Genomic DNA, 20,272 nt, shown 5'->3' with positions numbered 1-20,272 from the left:
TCTCCTTGAGCTATCAGAACACATCGCTGCTGATCGACGGGAGGTGGCGCTCCAGCGCCTCCGGCAAGACTATCGCCGTTTTCAACCCCGCTACCGAAGAGCAGATCGGAACGGTCGCTCATGCCGACCGTGCCGACCTCGACGAGGCGCTCGCCGCTGCAGACAAGGGATTTAAGCTTTGGCGAGCGGTCGCACCGTTCGAGCGTGCCAAGATCATGCGTAAAGCGGCCGCCTTGATGCGGGAGCGGATCGACAACATCGCGACGCTGATGACCATGGAGCACGGCAAAATTCTTGCTGAAGCCAAAGCCGAGACGCTGGTCGCAGCCGACGTCATCGAATGGTTCGCGGAAGAGTCTCGACGGACGTATGGCCGCGTGATTCCGGCGCGCGGGCCGGGTATCTATCAGATTGCGATCAAGGAGCCGGTTGGTCCGGTGGCGGCTTTCACGCCATGGAATTTTCCGATTTATCAGGTCTGCCGCAAGTTGTCGGCCGCGCTTTCCGCCGGCTGCTCGATCATCGTCAAGGCGCCCGAGGAAACGCCGGCGTCTCCCGCCGAGCTGCTCCGCGCGTTCGTCGATGCGGGGGTGCCCGATGGCGTGATCAATCTCGTATTCGGCGTGCCTGCCGAAATCTCCGAGTATCTGATCCCGCATCCGATCATCAGGAAAATATCTTTCACAGGCTCGACGGCCGTAGGCAAGCAGCTCGCAGCGCTCGCCGGACTGCATATGAAGCGCGCGACCATGGAACTCGGCGGTCATGCTCCGGCCATCGTGTTCGACGACGCCGACATTACAAGCGCGGTCAAGATCATCTCGGGCGCCAAATTCCGCAACGCCGGCCAGGTCTGCACCGCGCCGACGCGCCTTCTCGTGCAGGACAAGGTCTATAAGGATTTTGTCGGCAGGTTCACGGAAGCCGCCAAGGCGATCAAGGTTGGCAACGGGCTTGACCCTGAATCAAACATGGGACCGCTCGCCAATTCGCGCCGCGTTTCCGCAGTGGAAGGCCTTGTTCAAGATGCGGTCGGGAAGGGCGGCAAGCTTGCGGCAGGCGGTCATCGTGTCGGCAACAAGGGCTATTTTTTCGAGCCGACCGTGATCACCGATGTGCCGAAGGACGCCCGCGCCATGAACGAGGAGCCGTTCGGTCCGCTGGCGCTGATTTCGCCGTTCTCGAGTTTCGACGAGGCCGCTGAGGAAGCGAACCGGCTGCCATATGGCCTCGCGTCCTATGCGTTCACCAGTTCGACCAGGACAGCAACTGCCATTGGTGCTGCAATTGAGAGCGGCATGGTCGGAATCAACAATGTCGCTCTGGCTCTGCCGGAAAATCCCTTCGGAGGCGTCAAGGATTCCGGCTACGGCTCGGAAGGTGGAACCGAGGCGATGGAATCCTATCTTATCACCAAGTTCATTAGTCAGACCGGTGTGTAAGGGCAGTCCCGCGACCGATGCCTTCTGCTGTGGCGTGGGGCGGTGCGGGCAAAAACGCAAGCGGCGAAGGTCTCAGGACGATATAGGAATCCGGAAAGATCCCTCTTTCTCACGCTCTTTCGCCTCGTTCCAAAGCGCGTCCATTTCCTTGAGCGTCGCTTCCTCAAGAGAACGATTTCTCGCAGCGAGCGCCTGTTCGATGTAAGCGAACCTCCGCTCGAATTTCGCATTGGCTCCACGCAGCGCCATTTCAGGGTCGGCATCGACATGACGTGCGAGGTTGACCAGCGCGAACATGAGATCGCCGGTCTCAGACGCGATATCGGACTTGTCGCCATGATCCAGCGCCGCTTCGATCTCGTCCGCTTCCTCGCGGATCTTGTCGAGCACGGCACGGGGATCGTTCCAGTCGAACCCAACGGTCGAGGCCTTTTGCTGCAGGGCTATTGCGCGCGCCAACGCAGGCTGTCCGGCCTTGATGCCCGTGAGCAGGCTTGAGGCCGGCGCTTCCTTCATCGGCTTACGTGCAGCACGTTCGGCTTTTTCCTCCGCCTTGATGCGTTCCCAGGTTCCTTTCACGTCCGATGACGCAATGTATCCTGAGCCGTCGGGAAATACATGCGGGTGCCGTCGGATCATTTTGCGCGTAATCGCTTCGACCACATCCCCGAATGAAAAGGCATCCTGCTCTTCGGCCATGCGCGCGTGAAAGACAACTTGCAACAGCAGGTCGCCAAGCTCGTCGCAGAGATCAATCAGATCGTTGCGCACGATCGCGTCCGCCACCTCGTAGGATTCTTCGACCGTGTAGGGCGCAATGCTCGCAAACGTCTGCTCAAGATCCCACGGGCAGCCGGTGCCGGGCGTTCTCAATTGCTCCATGATTTCGATCAAACGTGAAATATCGCGGGACGGGGTCATCGGTTCACCGGTTCGAAGAACTTTCGCGTTCTCTATGCCGGAAGCCGCACCCTTATCCCAGCAAAAAGCAGGCAGCCGGCCAAGCAATCTCCGCCGATTGGCGTGGGGTACCGAGGGATGCTATTGGCATCGCCATGATCGACGAACCAGCCTCTCGAACCGCACTGGTTCTGTTTTCCGGTGGACAGGACTCCGCCACGTGCCTTGCCTGGGCGCTTCAACGTTTCGCGCGCGTCGAAACGCTGGGGTTCGACTACGGCCAGCGCCATGCCATCGAACTTGACTGTCGCGACAAGCTGCTCGCGGGGCTGAAATCGCTGCGCCCGGATTGGGCGGATAAACTCGGCGAGAGTCATACGCTTGCCATCCCGACGCTGGCGGAGATTTCCGACACGGCGTTGACCCGGAACGTCGCGATCGAAATTGGCGAGGGCGGATTGCCCAACACGTTCGTGCCGGGGCGCAATCTGGTGTTTCTGACTTTCGCCGCGGCATTGGCCTACAGGCGCGGCGTGACAGATATCGTCGGCGGCATGTGCGAGACCGATTACTCCGGCTATCCCGATTGTCGAGATGAAACCATCAGAGCCCTACAGGTCGCTCTCAGTCTTGGAATGACCAGACAGTTCGAGCTGCATACGCCGCTGATGCGGCTCGATAAGGGCGCGACCTGGACGCTCGCGTATGAACTCGGCGGGGCTGGATTGGTCGATCTCATTCGCGAACACTCACATACCTGCTATCTTGGCGAGCGCGGTGCGCGGCACGAGTGGGGCTATGGCTGCGGCGATTGCCCGGCGTGCGGGTTGCGCGCAAAAGGTTGGCGCGAATACGTGGCGCGCTCCGTTTAACTACAGCCGGCGGTGCCGAACTGAAACGGTCGGCATGAAAACGGCGGCCGACCCACCCGCCGAACCGACTCGAAGTTGCTTTGGATCAGCTCCGAGCCGGAAGAGTTGCATTCGCGCACGGCGCGAAACCAATGGAGAGCGCGACTTAGCGCGCGCCTTCGACCGAATCCAATGCGTCGAGAACTCTTGCGGAAAAGACGACAGCGGCTCCGGTGTTCATTGCGACAGCAACACCGAGCGCCTCGGCGATCTCCTCGCGCGTTGCGCCTTCTTTCACCGCCTTCGCAGAGTGAACGGCGATACAGCCGTCACAGCGCGTCGTTACCGCGACAGCAAGCGAAATGAGCTCGCGCGTTTTTTCATCAAGATGTCCGGTCTTGGCACCCGCGCCACCGGCCATTCGATAGGCATCCACGGTGTCAGGCGAAAGTTTGCGTAGTTCACCGACACGTGACGACAACTTGCTCCTGACATTAGCCCAATCAAGCATACGCTATCTCCCGTTCGTTAGTGTTTGATGCTGCTCTCCGAGGGCAACGGAGGCCTCCTTACACACTCCTCGTTTCCTCAAGGTGCGAATGTCTTCAAAGTTAGACAGACAAGTCTGTTCATGCTAACGAATCGTCGGCTACTGTCAACCGCGTTTCTGCGCGTGATTCAGTGGCTACAAGGTGGTGGACGCCTGGTGCACAGAAGAGGGGTAGTTATTATTGGCCGGGACGCAGTAATGACTTGCAATGTATGCGCCACCGTTGATCTGTCGGGTATAGATCATAGCGCGCGATTGTCCGACGACGATTGACGAGTCTCGCCGGCGTTTGAGCGGAGGTCTCGCCTTTGGCGTCTTAATTACGGAGCGATAATAAACGGATGGGAACCAGATATAGTAAGAAAGCAGAACTCTCACCTCGCGCGATCCACGGCAGATCGCATTTCGACAGATCAAAGCGTCGAACCCTTGGTGTTAGAGAGCGCGTTCTCGCGACGGCTAACGATCTTTTCTTTAGCGAAGGAATTCACGAAACAGGAATCAATAAGCTGATTGATCAGGCTGGTGTCGCAAAAGCCTCATTCTATTCAGCCTTTCCAAGCAAAGACGATCTCGTCGAGGCTTGCCTTGAATCGCGTCATAAAGCCTCTCTCGAACGGCTGCGGAGCATAGAAATCCAGACTACGTCGTTAGAATCAAAAATCAGCGATGTATTCGACTTGCTGTTGGAGGCCGCGTCGAAATCGACCTTCCGAGGTTGCGCATTTGTTGTTGCCGCAATTGAGCAGCATGGTCGAAACTTGCCCGCGCCTCGCTGGGTTCGGATTCACAAAGTCGCCGTGCGCGATGCGTTCGTACGGATGCTTACCTCCGCGGGGATCAAACCAGCAAAGGAAATTGCTGAACAACTTTCCATCCTCTATGATGGCAGTTTGGTCACTGCGGCGTTTAGGCCTAAGTCGGGTGCGATTCAACGAGCGCGCTTGATGGCGATTTCGCTGATCCGTGACAGTTCACCGACTCATTAAACTGCAACCAGATTGCGGATTTGATGCGAGTTTGAGTGGCGGCTGAACCATAAGCCATGACCTGGTTCGGCATCGGCTTAAGTTTGGCGCGAACCCACGTGCGGCCAAGGTCTGGGTCTGACGCAGGGTTTGGAGTCGCAAGCCTGATTGGCCTGCGGCATGTCGCTGCACCGATACGACATGGCGCGGTCCCGCAGCCGGATTGCACACACGGTCGCTTACCGCGAGCAGCTGCGCTTTTTTTGGGTCGCGAGAAATGCAACGGGCCTTCCGGGCCGGCGGAACAGGTGGGCGTCTGCGTAAACGGGAGCCACGACGGATTTAGTCGAGGAAAAGCAGGGGGAGACCCAATGACCAGATCAGCCCAAGCATCAGTGACAAATCAAACGCAAACGCAAACGCAGGCGTGTGTCGCCCGTCGTATAATTCGCATAAGGTATATTATGGAATATTATGAGGCGATACTTAGCTTGACGAGGAAGGCGTTCATGGACGTGGTGAAGGCGCAAGGAAAACAAATAGATGGCCGATAAATGTTGCGCGCCGCCGCCGCTGAATTTGAATAGCACGCCAAAGCAGAATGCTGCCCATAGGCGCGTGCTGTGGGCTGTGCTCATCATCAATGCGGCCATGTTTGTTGTCGAGGTCGCGGCAGGCCTTGCGGCTGGCTCGGCATCGCTTCAGGCCGACGCGCTGGACTTCCTAGGCGACGCCGCAAACTACGGCGTAAGCTTATTCGTGGTCGGCATGGCACTTCGCTATCGGGCCACGGCTGCGCTCGCCAAGGGCGTCACCATGGGCGTATTCGGGCTGTGGGTTGTCGGAACGGTTATCTGGCACGCGACCCACGGAACGCTGCCCAGCGCGTTCACGATGGGTACGGTCGGCTTCGCGGCGCTTGCAGCTAATACGGCGTCGTTCGGGCTTCTGTGGGCTTACAAGGCTGGTGACGCCAATATGCGCTCAGCCTGGATTTGTACCCGAAATGACGTGGTGGGAAATCTGGCCGTGCTACTGGCCGCCTTGGGTGTGTTCGGAACGGGTACTGGCTGGCCTGACGTTGTCGTGGCCTCGATCATGGCCGGGCTGGCGTTGCAGGGCTCGGCAGTTGTGATCCGGCAGGCGGCGGCCGAATTGCGCATCGGCCGCATGGCCGCAGCCGAGTAGACACCTCAGCAGAATTGGTTGGCGTCCCAGATCTCAGCCGATCGATCCATCAGGCCGGATCGATCGCTAGCTGCATCCCGTCGTAGGCCGGTGCGACATTTTCTGGAAGCTCGCGCCGCAGGACTTCATAATCCAGATCAGAGTGCATGTTGGTGATCACGGCACGCCTGGGCTTGAAGCGGTCGATCCACGACAACGCATCCGCGACACTGAAATGACTGGGATGCTGCGCGTAGCGCAGGCCGTCGATAATCCACAGATTGAGGTTTTCCAGCGCCTGCCAACTTTCATGCGGAATATCATGCACGTCAGGCGTATAGGCAGCGTTGCCGATCCGATAGCCCAGCGCCGGGATATTGCCATGCTGCACAAGAAAGGCCGATAGTGTGAGCGCGCCGCCCTTGCCGTCAATCGTTTGGCTTTCGCCCGCCTCGATGGAATGGCTGTCCAGGATCGGCGGATAGCCGCTGCCTTCGGGCGATACGAAGCAGTATGAAAAACGTGACAGGATATCCTTGGACGTCGATTGATTAAGATAGACCGGAATCCGGCGGCGCTGATGCAGGACGACGGAGCGCAGGTCATCGATTCCGTGAGTCTGGTCGGCGTGTTCGTGCGTCAGAAACACCGCATCGATATGATCGACATTGGCATCGATCAATTGCTCGCGCAGGTCGGGCGAGGTGTCGATCAGGACGCGCGTTGTCCCCTGCTTCGATGCGCGCTCCATCATCAGCGAACAGCGGCGACGACGGTTCTTCGGATTGGCGGGATCGCAGGCACCCCAGCCCAATGCCGGACGCGGCACGCCGGCGGACGAACCGCAGCCGAGAATGGTCAGCGTCAGCGTCATGCGGCTGCGTCCGGGTGTGGCACCTTGGAGAATAGCCGAAAAAAATTCTCGGTGGTCTGTCGCGAAATTTTGTCGAGCGAAACGCCGCGCGCCTCTGCCAGCACTTTCGCAGTCTCCACAACATAAGAAGGTTCGTTGCGTTTGCCGCGAAACTTGCCAGGCGCAAGATACGGTGCATCAGTCTCGACGAGAATGCGCTCGTCCGGCAACTCCGCAGCGAGCGCTCGCAACGCATCGGACTTCTTGAAGGTCAAAATTCCAGTGAAGCCGATGTACAATCCAAGCGCGACCGCCTTCATTGCGAGCTCTCGGCCACCAGTGTAACAATGCAGCACCGCCCGAAACGCACCCTTCGTCATTTCCTCCTCGAGGATGTGACCGCAATTTTCGTCCGCCTCGCGGGTGTGGATCACCAGGGGTAATCCGGTCGCGCGCGCGGCGGCGATGTGAGTGCGGAATCCCCGCGCCTGCGCCTCATGCGAGCCGTGCTCGTAGAAATAGTCAAGCCCCGCCTCCCCCAGCGCGACGACCTTTGGATGTTGTGTTAGCGCGATGAGTTCGTCGATAGAAATGCCGTCCTCTTCGTCGGCATGATGCGGATGGGTGCCGACCGAGCAATAGACATTCGGAAACCGCTCCGCGATTGCGATCAGCTTCGTTTGCTCCCTCACCCGCGTCGAAATCGTCACCATGCGGCGAACTCCCGCCGCTTCCGCGCGCGAAACAATTCCGTCGAGATCATCGGCGAAATCGGGAAAATCGAGATGGCAGTGACTGTCGACAAGCATTTCAGGCAGATCCCTCGGGAGACGGCATGAGACAGTTGGGATTCTGGCCGGGCTACAAACGGGGCTACAACGCCAGTCAGCCAACAGGTGCCTTCAACAGGCCGCGAGGTCAAGGGCTGCATCGTTTATTCCGCGCGAGAAACGGATTTCTACTCCGCGGATTGCAGGTTCGAATCCTGCCGAGATCGTCATTTCATTCTGTAGATAGCGTTACCAAAGGCGAGCCCGGTAACGGGCGACGTCGCGTGCGGCCCTTTTGTGCTGGAGAAGGAACAGCCCCTCCTCGATCAGCCGTTCGGCTTTGGACTTTGGTTCATACCCGGCCCAAGAGGCCCGTGATCGAGGCCGTCCACTCGGTCATGACCCGGCGCCGTGAGTGGACGGAACAGAGGTCAGAATGGCTGGATGCCTTTGGTCATCTGCACCGCTGATGACTATTCTCGAAGTTAAGCGCGAGCTCGACCCTTTCCTCTACGATGGCGCAACCCTTATCGACCGCGAGTATGAAGATGTCTTTTAAACCGGAGTCCCGCATTATCTCGTCGGCGGCGTTAAACGAGGACACCGCTTTCCACTCCAGATTTTCGCCAGGCGGCGGCAGGTTCTCGGGGTCAAACGCATATGCAGCGCGTTTCGACCTGTAGCCGCCAGTCACACTATGCTCAACGAACATTTGCAACCGGTTCATTTCATCGCCCTAGATGCGTGAAGCCCCGCGGGAAATTAAGTGCGGGCCGGCGTTTGGCGAGCGGGATAACGCCAAAGATTTCCCGCTAGTATAGGGACAGTTTACCTCTGATTCATGACGGGCATACAAAGGGGTACCTTGAGACAAGCCGATGTCTTTTGCACCAAGTGCGGGGCCGCCTTCAGACGACTAGAGCTGGTATCGTTGCCCAATCAAGGCTGGGATTTCCGCTGCCCGATCTGTAGTGAGCTGCTAGAGTCATTCAGTGATGCCGAAGTTTTCGTCGCCTATCGCCTCACGGTCTCGCCCCAAAAGAAAAAGCCCGGCGCTGCAATTGCGCCGGGCAAGTTAGGAGCGGCTGGCCTAAAGGAGTTGGAGGCCCTAGCGTCCAAGCAGTGACCTGCTTATGATTCCTGACGGCCAGATTTCACGCAGGAATGGATTAGTCTTTCTACAACCGTCTTTCCGGCCTGACCCGACGGGCTCCCGAGCCTTCCTCCATGCGGAACCCGCCAGTGGACTCTGCCGGCGGGTCGCAGTCTTCAGGTCCGTTCGTCCGGCAAACGCTGATCCGCTCGGCGGCAGATCGCGGCCGAGCGGACGAACGAGATGAGCAACTTTGAGAGTATCAGTAATTCCACTGGACCTGGACTCTCACGACATCAGCCCTGAATTGGTTGTAAGGGGCATTCAGCACGTCGGTACGATTCATCATGTGATACTCAGCTGTGAGCTCAATTGCTTTGGTGACTTGCCATTCAACGCCAAACTCCAAATCATTGACGAGGTTTCTCGGGGCGTTGCGCTCGAATTTCTGACCGCCCTCGTAGTATTGCCATTTGACGAACGGGAACATGATTCCCCAAGCTCCAGCATCGTATTTGTATGTGGCCTGGACATAGCCACCGTTGAGCGAGGAGTCCGTAATCAACCTCTGAGCGGCGTTTAACTGAGGTCCCCGTCCCCAATTCCATTCTGCCTGCAACCCGAAGGGCTGCGGATAAAGGACAGCATGCACCGCGACACGCTCATCGACAAATCCTTGCGCGGGCGCGACCATGACCGGAGTAATGTTTACAGGGCCGTTCGGTGTAACGATGCTTATAGGGCCGTTCGATGTAACGAAGCGCCCGTGCAAACCCTCTACGCCTGCTTCAAAAATTTGACCGTTGCTGAATTGATAGGGGTAGGTGACGCGGGCCACCATATGCATGTCGTTATTTAACTCGACGCGGTTGGCGCCCTGTCCATTGTAGACGCCGAAGGCGAACACGCCGTAGTCGCCCGATCCCTTCAGATTGTTCGCCACCAGGTCTCTGAACCGCTCGCGTATTTCAGCTGGGGCCCAATAGAAGAATGCGCCGATGTCACGCTCATCCCGACAGCACGTGTTGATACCGTCAGCACGATCAAGTGTAAGACGATTTTGGCTGGATTGCATGTTCTCAAAACTGAAAGGGATTTTTGATTGCCCGAGCCTGACACGGAATTCCTTTTTGTCATCGAAGGAGATATCGGCGTAGGCATCCCTTAACTGCCCGAAATTGCCTGTGGTGGATCCAGACGGCGTACTGGCAAAATCAGGCTGGAAATACAGATAGAGATTATCGGTCACATCACCGTAGAAAATCAGACGTGCCCGCCTGATCAAGAAATTGGTGTTATCGCCGACCGATTTATCAGGCCAGTAGACGACTTCTTTATTGTCTCCACTCACGGTGCTACCGGTGCGGATTTGCGTATAGCCTCGCATGTGAATTCTGTCGTACCAGTGTTCGTCCTTGGCTTTTACAGGCAGCGGTTCGTGGACGAAGCTTGGCCCCGGTTCTCTCTGTGCCTGCTGACTTGAATCTTTTGGTGCCGGCTGACCTGAATTCTTCTTCTTTGTTTGCTGGCCTGGTTCTTTCTGCACCTGCTGAAAGGTACCCATTTTCACCCGGTTTTTACCGGGCGCCGTATAAACCTGCTTGGTAACCGTATCGACGTACAGGTCCAATTGTTGGGCGTCGGCCGGGGCAAAAATGGAAGCTCCGAGCGTTAAGCCAACGCTGCATATTGCTGCGCTCAATCCCTTTATCGTTATCAATTCTGCCCCCCATTTCGAGCTCCCTTTCTTTGGAACTCGCTGAAACGCGGGCTTTATTCCAGTCGCATGTGACACCCTTGTTACATGGCAAACCCTCAGAGCGAGGGATCAGAAAGAAGGCGAATGTGTCACTCCAATCCCACACTTTCGCATCGGGATAGTTGCAGGACGTCACCAAATCAATCTGGAGAGAGTGCCGGCTGGTCCATCCGATTAGAGGGTTTTCGGTAGGCGAGCCAAATCTGCGGCGGCAATAATCGGATAAGGCTGACCAATGTGAACCTCAAATGACAGTTTTGTAACGGGAGCCTAAGATGACGGTTTTGCGACAAAATGGCACATAGTACAGATTTATTTTCAGGATCAGCATGGCCTGGAACCGTCGGCCCTCATTAGCCGGCGCCGGCCGCGCCAATGCGCCGCCACATGCACGGGAGATTGAGGATGAAGTCTTCGAGTTCTCTTCGCACCGCTGTTTTTGCTGCAACCATCGCTATGTTTGGCATGAGCGCCCAGGCCGGGCCGATGCCCACACAATCGGCGACGTTGAAATCGATGAGTTCTAAAAACACCATCGAAGTGCGTGGGGTCGGCTGGCGCACCGGGGCCTATGGTTATCGCTGCGACAGGTGGGGCTGTTCCGCTTATCGCAACCCAACCATGGCCTATGATGACGGCATTCGGAACAGCTACGCCTGTAGCGGCACCTTTTGTTCGCGCCCTTTGGCGGCTACGACTTATAACGACCGGTTACCCTGGATAGATTGAGGGGCCCCTCCGAAGCGAGGATTTCTGGTTCATCGTAGCCGCAAAGAGCTAAGATGATCAGAAATCAGGCCGGAAGCGTTAGTCCATCGGTACGCACACTTCATGTCGAAGGATGAAACGGTGTGATTCGCCATCACGCGACATCCTGACTAGCAACCGTCTCATTGCACCCACAAGTCCAGGCTTCGGGTGCAACAGCCATCATGCTGACTGTCGACCAGCATAAGCGTAAACCGTTCAGGCTGCGGACGGTTCGACATAGCGCGGAAACACCGGCACCGGTGCAGGTAAAGCCGTGCCCGGTTTGATCCGGATTTGACCACCAAGCATCGCGAAACTTCGTTCGCCTTGCGGGATACCTAATATATCGAGCAACTTTGCGCAGGCGACAGGCATCGCAGGCTGGGCCAGAATCGCGATCTGGCGCACCACCTCGGCGGTGACATACAACACCGTCCTTTGCCGCGCCGGATCGGTTTTGGCCAAGACCCAGGGCGCCTCGCCCGCAAAATAGCGGTTGGCTTCGGCGACGACGGTCCAGATTGCATTAAGCGCCTGGTGAATCTGCTGCGTATTCATCGCCTCGCGCGTGATTGCGATCATGCCGTCCGCCTGCGCGAGGATCGCCTTATCGGCGTCGCTGAAGTCTCCGGGCTCCGGCAGAACGCCGCCGTGCTGCTTGGCGATCATCGACAGCGAGCGCTGCGCGAGGTTGCCGAAGTCATTGGCGAGGTCGGCATTGATGCGCGCCACGATCGCCTCGTGATTGTAACTGCCGTCCTGCCCGAACGGCACCTCGCGCAGGAAGAAATAGCGCACCTGATCGACGCCGTATTGCGCGGCGAGACTGAATGGATCGACGACATTGCCGACCGACTTCGACATCTTCTCACCGCGGTTGAATAGGAAGCCATGAGCATAGACCCGCTTCTGCAAGGGAATGCCCGCAGACATCAGAAAAGCAGGCCAGTAGACGGCGTGAAAGCGGATGATGTCCTTGCCGATAATGTGCACGTCGGCCGGCCAATAGTGCCAGTTGCGGTCGTTCTCGTCTGGAAAACCGACGCCTGTGATGTAATTGGTCAGCGCATCGACCCAGACGTACATGACATGCTCGGGATCGTCGGGCACCTTGATGCCCCAGTCGAAGTTGGTGCGCGAGATCGACAAATCCTTCAGGCCGCCTTTCACGAAGCTGACCACTTCGTTGCGGCGAGAATCCGGACCTATGAAGTCAGGCTGGCTTTCGTACAGCGCAAGCAGCCTGTCCTGATAGGCCGACAGCTTGAAGAAATAGCTTTTTTCCTCCACCCACTCGACCGGCGTACCCTGCGGTCCGCGCCGCACATTGTCGTCGCCGACGAGCGTCTCGTCCTCCGCGTAATAGGCTTCGTCGCGTACCGAATACCAGCCGGCGTAGCTCGACAGGTAGATATCGCCATTCGCTGCCATGCGCCTCCAGATTTCCTGGACCGAGCTATGGTGCGCGGGTTCTGAAGTGCGAATGAACCGATCGAACGAAATATTCAGCGTCTCATCCAATTTACGAAGCAGTTCGGCGTTTCGCGTGGCGAGTTCAAGGGCCGATATGTTTTCCCGCTGCGCGGTCTGCACCATTTTCTGGCCGTGCTCGTCGGTCCCGGTGAGGAAGAACACATCCTTGCCATCCAACCTTTGGAAACGCGCGAGCGCATCGGTGGCAATGGCCTCGTATGCGTGGCCGATGTGCGGCGCGCCGTTCGGATAAACGATCGCCGTGGTGATATAGAACGTATTGGTGTGCGATGACGCCGTGCTCGAGGGGAGCGATGCAGCGGTCGTATCGACCTTGGCGCCAACCTTGCCCGGCGATCGCGGCGTTGTCTTTTTCACCGGACGCGTGGTGACGGATCGCTTCGGCGCGGCTTTTTCTGGCGTTGCTTTCTTCGGTGCGGCTTTCTTCGGCGTCGCCTTTTTTGACGCTGTCTTCTTGGTCGCGACCTTTTTCGGGGTTCTTGTCGCCGGCTGCTTTTTAACCGCTTTCCTTGCGGTTTTCCGGGCGGTCTTCCTGATCGTTTTCTTGACTGTCTTCTTCTTTACCGCCTTTTTAGCCGTCTTCGGCGCGCGCGCTTTCGTTGTCGCCTTCGCGCTCGTCTTCTTCTGTTTGGTGGTCTTCTTAACCGCCGTCCTGCTGCGCGTTTTAGCTGCCGGGCTACGGCCGGTGGCGGCGGGACGCGACTTGTGCGCCTTCACGCGGGCTTTCTTGGCCAGTTTCTTCTTAGCGGGAGCCACAACAAAATCCTTATCGGTCAGGCAGGAAAAAGAACGGTCAGGAGCCGAGTGCTTATCGGGTAGCTTCTGCGAGAAGCCCGAACACCGAAAAAACCAGGGGTTTTCGCTCGAGATTATAGGTCTCTGTCTCGCGTGCGGCGTTGTTGATCTTTTCCCATACCTCCGCGAGCCGTGCAAGACGAGGAAGATCGGCGTTCGCATCGCTGGTGTGGAGCCGCTCGCCAATCCAGCGGTCCACGCTGTCGACGAAAGCGCCAAGCGAGGCGCGCTCACTGCCGCTGATGGCGTCCCCCAACGCGTGAAGTTCGCCCGGGTCGATTTGCGGAAGGCTGTTCAACAACGCCGTCGTCCGTTGATGGAGCTTCAGCGCGCCGCCTCCCAGGAGCGCCAGCGCCCGCGCGACGCTTCCTTCGGCCGCGTAGGCGATTTCTTGCAAGGACGTATCGTCGGGCGCGATCTGCGCTGCTTCCGCGGCCGCGCGGATCACATCGTCTGCTGCCAACGGGCGCAGCATCAGCTTGCGACAGCGCGATTGCATCGTCGCCAATACCCGCGCCGGAGCATTGCTTATCAAGAAAAACAGCGACCGGTGCGGCGGTTCTTCGAGCACCTTGAGTAGCGCATTGGCGGCATTGGGGTTGAGTTCGTCGACAGTATCGACGATGCACACCCTCCACCCATCCCCGGTGGCGGTCGAGCCGAAGAAAGCGATCGTCTCCCGGGTCTGCTCGACGCTGATGACCGTGCGCATAACGCCCTTTTCGTTGGGCGTTCGCTCCAGCGTCAGGAGCCCGCCATGCGTATCGGCCGCGATGCGGCGTGCAATCGGATGCGTCAGGTCCAGTTTGAGCGTTTCCGCTGATTGCACATCGGACATGCTGGGATCGCCGTGCGCCAGCACAAATCGCGCCATCCGGTAGGCGAGCGTCGCCTTGCCGATCCCCGGCGCGCCACCGATCAGCCAGGCGTGCGGGATACGGCCCCCGCGATAGGCATTGAGCAACGTCCGCTCCGCCTCGCTGTGACCGAAAAGCACGGTGGTTTCGCGCGGATGCGGGACCGGCATTTCCGCGGTGGCTGAGCGCGCGATCATGCGGTGTCCGCCGTTAGCACGCGGTCGCGCAGTGCCGTCCACACTCGCGCTGCGACGGTATTGACGTCGGCGTCGGCATCGATCACCACGCAGCGTTGCGGGTCGCTCGCTGCGATCTCGCGATAGGCGTCACGGAGTTTCCGGTGAAAAGCAAGGTCCTCCGCCTCAAAGCGATCCGGCGCGCCGCTGCCACGGCGAGCGGCTGCGCGCTGCAAACCTACCTCAACGGGGACATCGAGGATCACCGTCAAGTCAGGCTTGAGATCGCCGATGGTTACCCGCTCCATCGCGTTCAGCACGCCGGGTAGCACGTTCCCCAGTTGACCCTGATAGGCGCGGGTCGAATCGGCAAACCGATCGCAGAGCACCCATATGCCCTGCTCCAGCGCAGGCCTGATGACGGTGCGAACATGGTCATCGCGCGCCGCCGCAAACAGCAGGGTTTCAGCGTCAGCGCCGAGCAGTTTGCCCACGCCCGACAGGACGAGGTGTCGAATGATTTCGGCGCCCGGCGATCCTCCGGGCTCTCGCGTGACGATGGCATGCAGCTTCGCCGCCTGAAGACGTTCGACGAGAATCTTGATCTGCGTGGATTTTCCGGACCCCTCGCCGCCTTCGAAGGTAATAAAACGTCCGCGCGGCGGGTCGGCTTTGGGCGTGGCGTCGGCCATTAGAGTTTCGCGGCGCCCGAGCGCACCATCCCAATGACAAGCTCGATCGCTCCATCCAACGCGCGACGCACGGTCGAGCCGACACCGACGGCTTTCGTGGCATGAACCGGCATCTCGACCGCCACTTCCTTGCCTCGCCATACCTTGATGACCCCGATCGGCTGCTCCGGCGCAACCGGCGCACGGACCGGCCCGGTATAGACGATGCGCGCGAGCAGTTTGTCGCTGCCGTTCTTCTGAACCATGATTTGAACCGGGTCTGACGTGGCGACCTGAACGGAGCCGCTATCACCGCCAAATACCTTGGCGTAGCCGACCGGCTGGTCCGCAGCAAACAGGGTCCGGATTTCGAAATTTCGAAAACCCCATTCCAGCAGCTTCTTGGCGGCGGCCGCTCGGTCGTCGGCGCTTTCGAGGCCGTTCACGACAACGATCAGCCGGGTGCCGTTTTGGACCACCGAGCCGACCATGCCGTATCCACCCTCCTTGGTGTAGCCGGTCTTGAGCCCGTCGGCTCCGTCCATCGCAGTCAGAAGCGCGTTGCGGTTCAACTGACGAATTTTGTTCCAGGTGAATTCACGTTCGCCGAACAGCTTGTAAAAATCCGGGTAGGTCAAAATGATGTGGCGCGCGAGTGCCGCAAGCTCTCGAACGGTCATCTTGTTGTCGGGATGTGGAAGACCGTTGGAATTCGCGAAGGTGGAGCGGGTCATGCCCAATTCCCGCGCTCGGGCCGTCATCTTTTCTGTGAAGGCGCTTTCGCTGCCGGCGATACCCTCCGCAAGCGCCATGCAGGAGTCATTGCCGCTCTGGATGATTGCCCCGTGCAGGAGATCGTCGACTGCGACGCGGCTGTTGATCGCGGCGAACATGGTCGATCCGCCGGAAGGCGCCCCGCCCTTGCGCCAGGTGTTTTCGCTGATGACGTACTCGTCTGTGAGCTTGATCTCGCCTTTCGTGATGGCGTTGAACACGACTTCAACCGTCATCAGCTTCATCATGCTGGACGGTGCACGTAGTTCGTCTGCGTTTTTCTCGAAAAGAACGCTGCCGCTTTTTGCTTCGATCAAAATTGCGGTCGGGGCGCTGGTCTCGTAGATCTCTTCCTTCTTGGCACCCTGAACGCTATTGTTGGCAGCCAGCACGATTCCGTCGAGGCCGATCGTGAGGACGGCGGCGGCCACCAGACTGCGCCAGGCGAATCCCCCGCGTCTGTCGGGCGTGGAAGATCTGGTTGTCATGGTGCGATTCCGAGTAGATCCTTTTATCAGTTGGAATGGTCGCAAACAACATGGCGCCGCGCCTATGGCGCGGCCGGACAAAATCAAAGCAGATTTCAAGCTTTCCCGGTAGGTGCGCGACCCTTAATAGAGCCCTCGGCCCGAGAGTAGCTCGCTCGGTCCGCGCTGGTCCACCGGCGCATAAGCGGTGACGGGGCGGACATGGCCTGCAACGTTGCCCTCGCCGTATGAAACCTCCCGCGGTCCTTCCATGGCCTGCCGACGCGCCGGGGTGCGGCCGGACGCAGACATCTCGGAATCGGCGTTGATCGATGCGACGTCCATCAAGGTATGGTCGGGCGTATAGGAGCGGCCTCGCGGAGTCGCGACATCGCCACCGGTTGAGCGTTCGGATGGCGTGAGTTCAGGGACAAACGGCCGCGCGGAGGCGATCCTGACGGTGGACGGCGACGGCGCGGGCACGCCCGTTCGCAGGGTCGCCATCAATTGCCGATCATCAGAACCTTCAAGCGGCGCGCGTCCGACGTATTCGACCCGCACCGACGCGACACCATTTTGCTTGAACTCCAGCAACTCGGCGGCCTTGTTCGAGACATCGATCAGCCGGTTACCGTGATACGGCCCGCGATCGTTGACGCGGACCACCAGGGATTTGCTGTTGCCCAGGTTTGTCACCCGGACATAACACGGTAAGGGAAGGGTTGGATGCGCAGCAGACAGCGAGGCCATGTCAAAAACCTCGCCGTTGGCTGTCAGACGGCCATGGAAGTTATCGCCATACCAGGAAGCGAGACCTTCGGCGCGATATTTGGTGTTTTCCTCGGGAACGTAAATGCGCCCGGCGACTGTATAGGGCTTGCCGACCCGGTAAGTGCCGCCGCCTTTTGGCACCGCCTCGCCAGAGGCGATCACCCGAGGGCTGCTCGAAACTCCATACTTAGGATCGATCCGGCTGAGGTTGTTTGATGAACCGCAATTGGCCAGCATCAGGCACGCGCCCGCGACGGCCACAGCGCATGCAGCATGCCCAACTCGATCTGAATTTGGTTTCCTCATCCGTCCCCAAGACCCGGTCCCCGGCAGACTGCCCCACTTCACCGCGCCGGTCAGCACGATATGGTCCATAACCATACCAAGCCGTGAACATATCGCAGAGCAAACAAGGCGGAAATGGGGTGAGCCCTTCAGAAGCGAAACGGGTGGTCAATCAAGGTCGCGACTCGGACGCCGGAGCCCGCCTAGGCAGTTGGCGGATCGAAAGTAATTCCGATCCGGTCCTGCTTGATCCAGATGACCCGGCAGAATCGAATCACCCGATCCTTTTCGGTCATCAGCTGGAAACGCGACGGGACAAGGGCCGGATTTGGGACCTCGATGGCGGCTCCTTGCGAAGATACGTTCAACAGCCGGCACCGCATGCTTAATCCGCTTGTAGAAATGTAAGCCGGCTCGTCGATTTCGACGCGCGGATGTTTGCGGCGGTCTTCTGTTGGTGCATTCATTGCCTGTACGTCCGCACGCGTGTCTGTTTTACAGCGTCATTATGATCGTCATCCGAAGGTGCGGGATGGCTCCATGCGGCCAGCTAATACACAAATCGCAAGAAATTCCGACATGTTCGGGCCGCACTCATCCCCGTGCAGGACGCGCCAGGTGCCCTCCTCGCGGAAGCGGGTCGCGACACTCTATAAGAGTTCAGCGGCGCCTTAGGGTGGTAAGGGAGGAATATGGGGAGCAGCTTAAAATCAAGATCGGCAATTTAATATATTTCGTAAAGCCTTCTATTAAGCAGCTGACCTTCTGCTGAAGGAATCGGCAGTGTCGATAGCGAATCGCTGAGTGACTTCCAATGGGTTACTCACCTTGAGTTGTAGAACCAGTCACGGTCTGGAGCGTTTCGAATCCCTCCAATTGAGGATGACCCAGATAGAGTGGCTTATTGCTGCCAGCGTTCGCGTGAGCGGCTCGGAACGCCTCTGATTTCGTCCATGCATAGAAAGAGTCGCGGCTTTTCCAGATCGTGTGCGAGGCATAAAGCGTGTGATCCTCAGCTTCAGGTCCACGCAAAAGATGAAATTCAACGAATCCAGGCACACTCCCTAGATAGGTGTCACGCGAGAACCAGATTTGTTCAAAAGCCTTTTCATTTCCCTTGATGACCTGGAAGCGATTCATGGCAATGAACATCGGAAAGTCTCCTGGTAATTTGTACCGGTCTCGGGAGTGTAGAACGCGTTCCCTTCGACGAAAAATCACCCGCCGGCGAGTGCCGGCGGGCAAGAAGATCAGCCTACCCGCAGGTTTTCTGCTGAGGTCTTTCCCCTGTTCGCTACTTCCTCGTAGCTCACTTTGGCGCCCTCGTTGAGTGAGCTAAGGCCCGCTTTCTCCACGGCTGAGATATGGACAAACACGTCCTTACCGCCACTGTCGGGCTGAATAAACCCGAAACCCTTTGTCGCATTGAACCACTTCACTGTACCTGTCGCCACAGCCGCAACTCCCTTTTGGAACGATCGAGCTATCATGAGCGCTCGCTTCGCTGGCCGCAAGGAAAACCGCCGGCTCAAGCCGGCGAGTCTCTTTGCTCGGCGCCATCGAAGAGACCTGCAGTATGCTGTAAGAGGCAGATCCGAAGATCGCCAGCGACGGCTTGGCCATAGCAAGGTCGGGATCACGCTGGATTTTATTCGCATGTCCTGCCGAATATGGAGGCCGACGCCGTGGCGCAGGTTGACGATGCGTTACGTGCCGCCATAAACAAGCGCACCAGAGACGTTGAATAGCAAATGGCCTTTCTCGACAACCGGCCTCGCGACGATAGCTAAACAGTGTCAACCGTTTGGAAGGGTGGCCGAGTGGTTTAAGGCACCGGTCTTGAAAACCGGCGTGGGTGCAAGCCCACCGTGGGTTCGAATCCCACCCCTTCCGCCATATCATCAATAAAATCAATTGGTTATGTCGTATTTTCTTCTCATGACATAACAAGTGACTTGGACTGAGAAGAATGCCCGACGACGCCGGCACATCCATCCAAGGGAAAACATTGGTCCGGTTGGTCAAACCCAACGAGCGTCTTGCCGGCTTAGGAATGAAACCAATTTCCTGGTCTCATGAAGTCTATCTGAAACGTTGAGCGGCTACGTCTCCCCAAAACGATAATGGGAAGCCGTCATGTTGGAAGCCGCAGTCGCCGCACTGCTTTTGGTCAGCGCCGTCGTATTCATTGCTCACGCATACGACGCGATGCGCACGCATTGATGCGCTGTTTGAGAGCGACGATCGATAACTCGCCGGTCGAGACCGGCGGGCTTTAGCGACTGAGCTCCTCCCCAGCGCACTGTTTATGATTTAAGTGAGGCCGGGTTGCTCATCCCGGGTTCACATTAAACCTCCTACTTTGTGTGAAGATCGGAATGCCACAGGAGGAGACCATGAAGCTTAAATTTGCAATTGTTGGATTGACGGCACTCTTCGGCCTTGCGGCGGCGGGAAGCGCATCTGCAATGCCGGTCGCTCCACTTTCTCCCGCTTCAAACGTCGAGAATGTTGTCGTGGCTTGCGGCCCCAACGGTTGTATCCGCACGGCGCCCGTCTACCGAGGATACGGCTACGGATATCGTGGCTACGGCTATGGTGGCGGCGGTGTCCGCCGCTATGGTTACGCGCACAGAGGTTACGGGTACCACGGGGGTTACGGATACCGCCGGGGTTACGGATATCACCGAGGTTATCGCCGCTAGTAGAAGATTTAGCGACAAGGGAAGCCCGCCGGGGTTAGCCGGCGGGCTTTTTTTGTCTTATGGATTAGTAAGTCGGTGGCTAGAACCGATCGACATTCAGGATTCCCAATCGGTTTGATCGCTGATTCATAGAGCTCCGTGATTCGTCACGGAGCAGATCATGGCGGCGAAGCG

General features: G+C 58.2%; 20 protein-coding genes and 1 tRNA gene. 6 read left to right on the top strand and 15 right to left on the bottom strand.

Features of this window, described 5'->3' with window-relative positions:
• Positions 1–5 precede the first annotated feature (5 nt).
• Positions 6–1,442 carry an NAD-dependent succinate-semialdehyde dehydrogenase gene (locus GGQ85_RS07565; protein ID WP_309773993.1) on the top strand — a complete coding sequence of 479 codons (1,437 nt, stop codon included), beginning with the start codon at positions 6–8 and terminating at the stop codon, positions 1,440–1,442.
• Between the two features lie 72 nt (positions 1,443–1,514).
• Here GGQ85_RS07565 and mazG read toward each other — a convergent pair whose 3' ends face one another.
• Positions 1,515–2,363: a nucleoside triphosphate pyrophosphohydrolase gene (mazG, locus tag GGQ85_RS07560; RefSeq protein WP_309773992.1), complete on the bottom strand. Its 849-nt coding sequence runs from the start codon at positions 2,361–2,363 to the stop codon at positions 1,515–1,517.
• A 134-nt stretch (positions 2,364–2,497) separates the two neighbouring features.
• On the opposite strand from mazG, the gene queC reads away from it, so the two are divergent.
• Positions 2,498–3,214, top strand: a complete 717-nt coding sequence (queC, locus tag GGQ85_RS07555; RefSeq protein WP_309773991.1) for a 7-cyano-7-deazaguanine synthase QueC — start codon at positions 2,498–2,500, stop codon at positions 3,212–3,214.
• Between the two features lie 145 nt (positions 3,215–3,359).
• On the opposite strand, the gene GGQ85_RS07550 is transcribed toward queC, so the two are convergent.
• On the bottom strand, positions 3,360–3,704 hold the full coding sequence (locus GGQ85_RS07550) for a carboxymuconolactone decarboxylase family protein (RefSeq protein WP_079446403.1): 345 nt from the start codon (positions 3,702–3,704) through the stop codon (positions 3,360–3,362).
• 380 nt (positions 3,705–4,084) lie between these two features.
• Between GGQ85_RS07550 and GGQ85_RS07545 the strand changes: the two genes are divergently transcribed.
• Together GGQ85_RS07545 and GGQ85_RS07540 are read left to right on the top strand one after the other, a co-directional pair.
• Positions 4,085–4,732, top strand: coding sequence for a TetR/AcrR family transcriptional regulator (locus GGQ85_RS07545; protein WP_309773990.1), 648 nt, complete (start codon positions 4,085–4,087; stop codon positions 4,730–4,732).
• Positions 4,733–5,254: 522 nt separating this feature from the next.
• A complete protein-coding gene (locus GGQ85_RS07540; protein WP_309773989.1) occupies positions 5,255–5,899 on the top strand; it encodes a cation efflux transmembrane domain-containing protein in 645 nt (214 codons plus the stop codon).
• A gap of 49 nt (positions 5,900–5,948) precedes the next feature.
• Here the strand turns inward: GGQ85_RS07540 and GGQ85_RS07535 are convergent, their stop codons facing one another.
• The 13 genes from GGQ85_RS07535 to GGQ85_RS07475 all read right to left on the bottom strand — a co-directional run bounded on the left by GGQ85_RS07535 (position 5,949) and on the right by GGQ85_RS07475 (position 18,847).
• Positions 5,949–6,752, bottom strand: coding sequence for an MBL fold metallo-hydrolase (locus GGQ85_RS07535; protein WP_079446406.1), 804 nt, complete (start codon positions 6,750–6,752; stop codon positions 5,949–5,951).
• Positions 6,749–7,540 (bottom strand): TatD family hydrolase, encoded by a 792-nt coding sequence (locus GGQ85_RS07530; protein ID WP_309773988.1) that lies wholly within the window; start codon positions 7,538–7,540, stop codon positions 6,749–6,751. Before GGQ85_RS07530 ends, GGQ85_RS07535 begins: the two co-directional genes overlap by 4 nt.
• Before the next feature lie 415 nt (positions 7,541–7,955).
• Positions 7,956–8,228 (bottom strand): hypothetical protein, encoded by a 273-nt coding sequence (locus GGQ85_RS07525; protein WP_309773987.1) that lies wholly within the window; start codon positions 8,226–8,228, stop codon positions 7,956–7,958.
• A gap of 628 nt (positions 8,229–8,856) precedes the next feature.
• Complete coding sequence (locus GGQ85_RS07520) at positions 8,857–10,296, bottom strand: porin (protein ID WP_244553447.1); 1,440 nt, start codon at positions 10,294–10,296, stop codon at positions 8,857–8,859.
• A 410-nt stretch (positions 10,297–10,706) separates the two neighbouring features.
• Positions 10,707–10,889, bottom strand: a complete 183-nt coding sequence (locus GGQ85_RS07515; protein WP_079446410.1) for a hypothetical protein — start codon at positions 10,887–10,889, stop codon at positions 10,707–10,709.
• A 430-nt stretch (positions 10,890–11,319) separates the two neighbouring features.
• Entirely contained in the window at positions 11,320–13,353 is a 2,034-nt protein-coding gene (metG, locus tag GGQ85_RS07510) for a methionine--tRNA ligase (RefSeq protein ID WP_309773986.1), read from the bottom strand.
• A 52-nt stretch (positions 13,354–13,405) separates the two neighbouring features.
• Entirely contained in the window at positions 13,406–14,446 is a 1,041-nt protein-coding gene (locus GGQ85_RS07505; RefSeq protein WP_309773985.1) for a DNA polymerase III subunit delta', read from the bottom strand.
• Positions 14,443–15,117, bottom strand: a complete 675-nt coding sequence (gene tmk, locus GGQ85_RS07500; RefSeq protein ID WP_309773984.1) for a dTMP kinase — start codon at positions 15,115–15,117, stop codon at positions 14,443–14,445. Before tmk ends, GGQ85_RS07505 begins: the two co-directional genes overlap by 4 nt.
• Positions 15,117–16,358 (bottom strand): D-alanyl-D-alanine carboxypeptidase family protein, encoded by a 1,242-nt coding sequence (locus GGQ85_RS07495; protein WP_309773983.1) that lies wholly within the window; start codon positions 16,356–16,358, stop codon positions 15,117–15,119. Before GGQ85_RS07495 ends, tmk begins: the two co-directional genes overlap by 1 nt.
• Before the next feature lie 123 nt (positions 16,359–16,481).
• Positions 16,482–17,414 carry a septal ring lytic transglycosylase RlpA family protein gene (locus GGQ85_RS07490; RefSeq protein ID WP_309774083.1) on the bottom strand — a complete coding sequence of 311 codons (933 nt, stop codon included), beginning with the start codon at positions 17,412–17,414 and terminating at the stop codon, positions 16,482–16,484.
• A 182-nt stretch (positions 17,415–17,596) separates the two neighbouring features.
• Positions 17,597–17,860, bottom strand: coding sequence for a PilZ domain-containing protein (locus tag GGQ85_RS07485; RefSeq protein ID WP_079446415.1), 264 nt, complete (start codon positions 17,858–17,860; stop codon positions 17,597–17,599).
• A 352-nt stretch (positions 17,861–18,212) separates the two neighbouring features.
• Entirely contained in the window at positions 18,213–18,545 is a 333-nt protein-coding gene (hmuQ, locus tag GGQ85_RS07480) for a heme-degrading protein HmuQ (RefSeq protein WP_309773982.1), read from the bottom strand.
• Between the two features lie 98 nt (positions 18,546–18,643).
• Complete coding sequence (locus GGQ85_RS07475; RefSeq protein ID WP_079446424.1) at positions 18,644–18,847, bottom strand: cold-shock protein; 204 nt, start codon at positions 18,845–18,847, stop codon at positions 18,644–18,646.
• 352 nt (positions 18,848–19,199) lie between these two features.
• Here GGQ85_RS07475 and GGQ85_RS07470 point away from each other — a divergent pair.
• Together GGQ85_RS07470 and GGQ85_RS07465 are read left to right on the top strand one after the other, a co-directional pair.
• A tRNA-Ser gene (locus tag GGQ85_RS07470) sits at positions 19,200–19,289 on the top strand.
• Positions 19,290–19,789: 500 nt separating this feature from the next.
• Positions 19,790–20,098, top strand: coding sequence for a hypothetical protein (locus tag GGQ85_RS07465; RefSeq protein ID WP_309773981.1), 309 nt, complete (start codon positions 19,790–19,792; stop codon positions 20,096–20,098).
• The last annotated feature ends 174 nt before the right edge of the window (positions 20,099–20,272 follow it).

It is taken from the genome of Nitrobacter vulgaris (assembly GCF_031453995.1).
Classification (GTDB): domain Bacteria; phylum Pseudomonadota; class Alphaproteobacteria; order Rhizobiales; family Xanthobacteraceae; genus Nitrobacter; species Nitrobacter vulgaris.
Note: the sequence above shows the minus strand (reverse complement) of the source record. Positions and strands in the feature narration are given on the sequence as shown.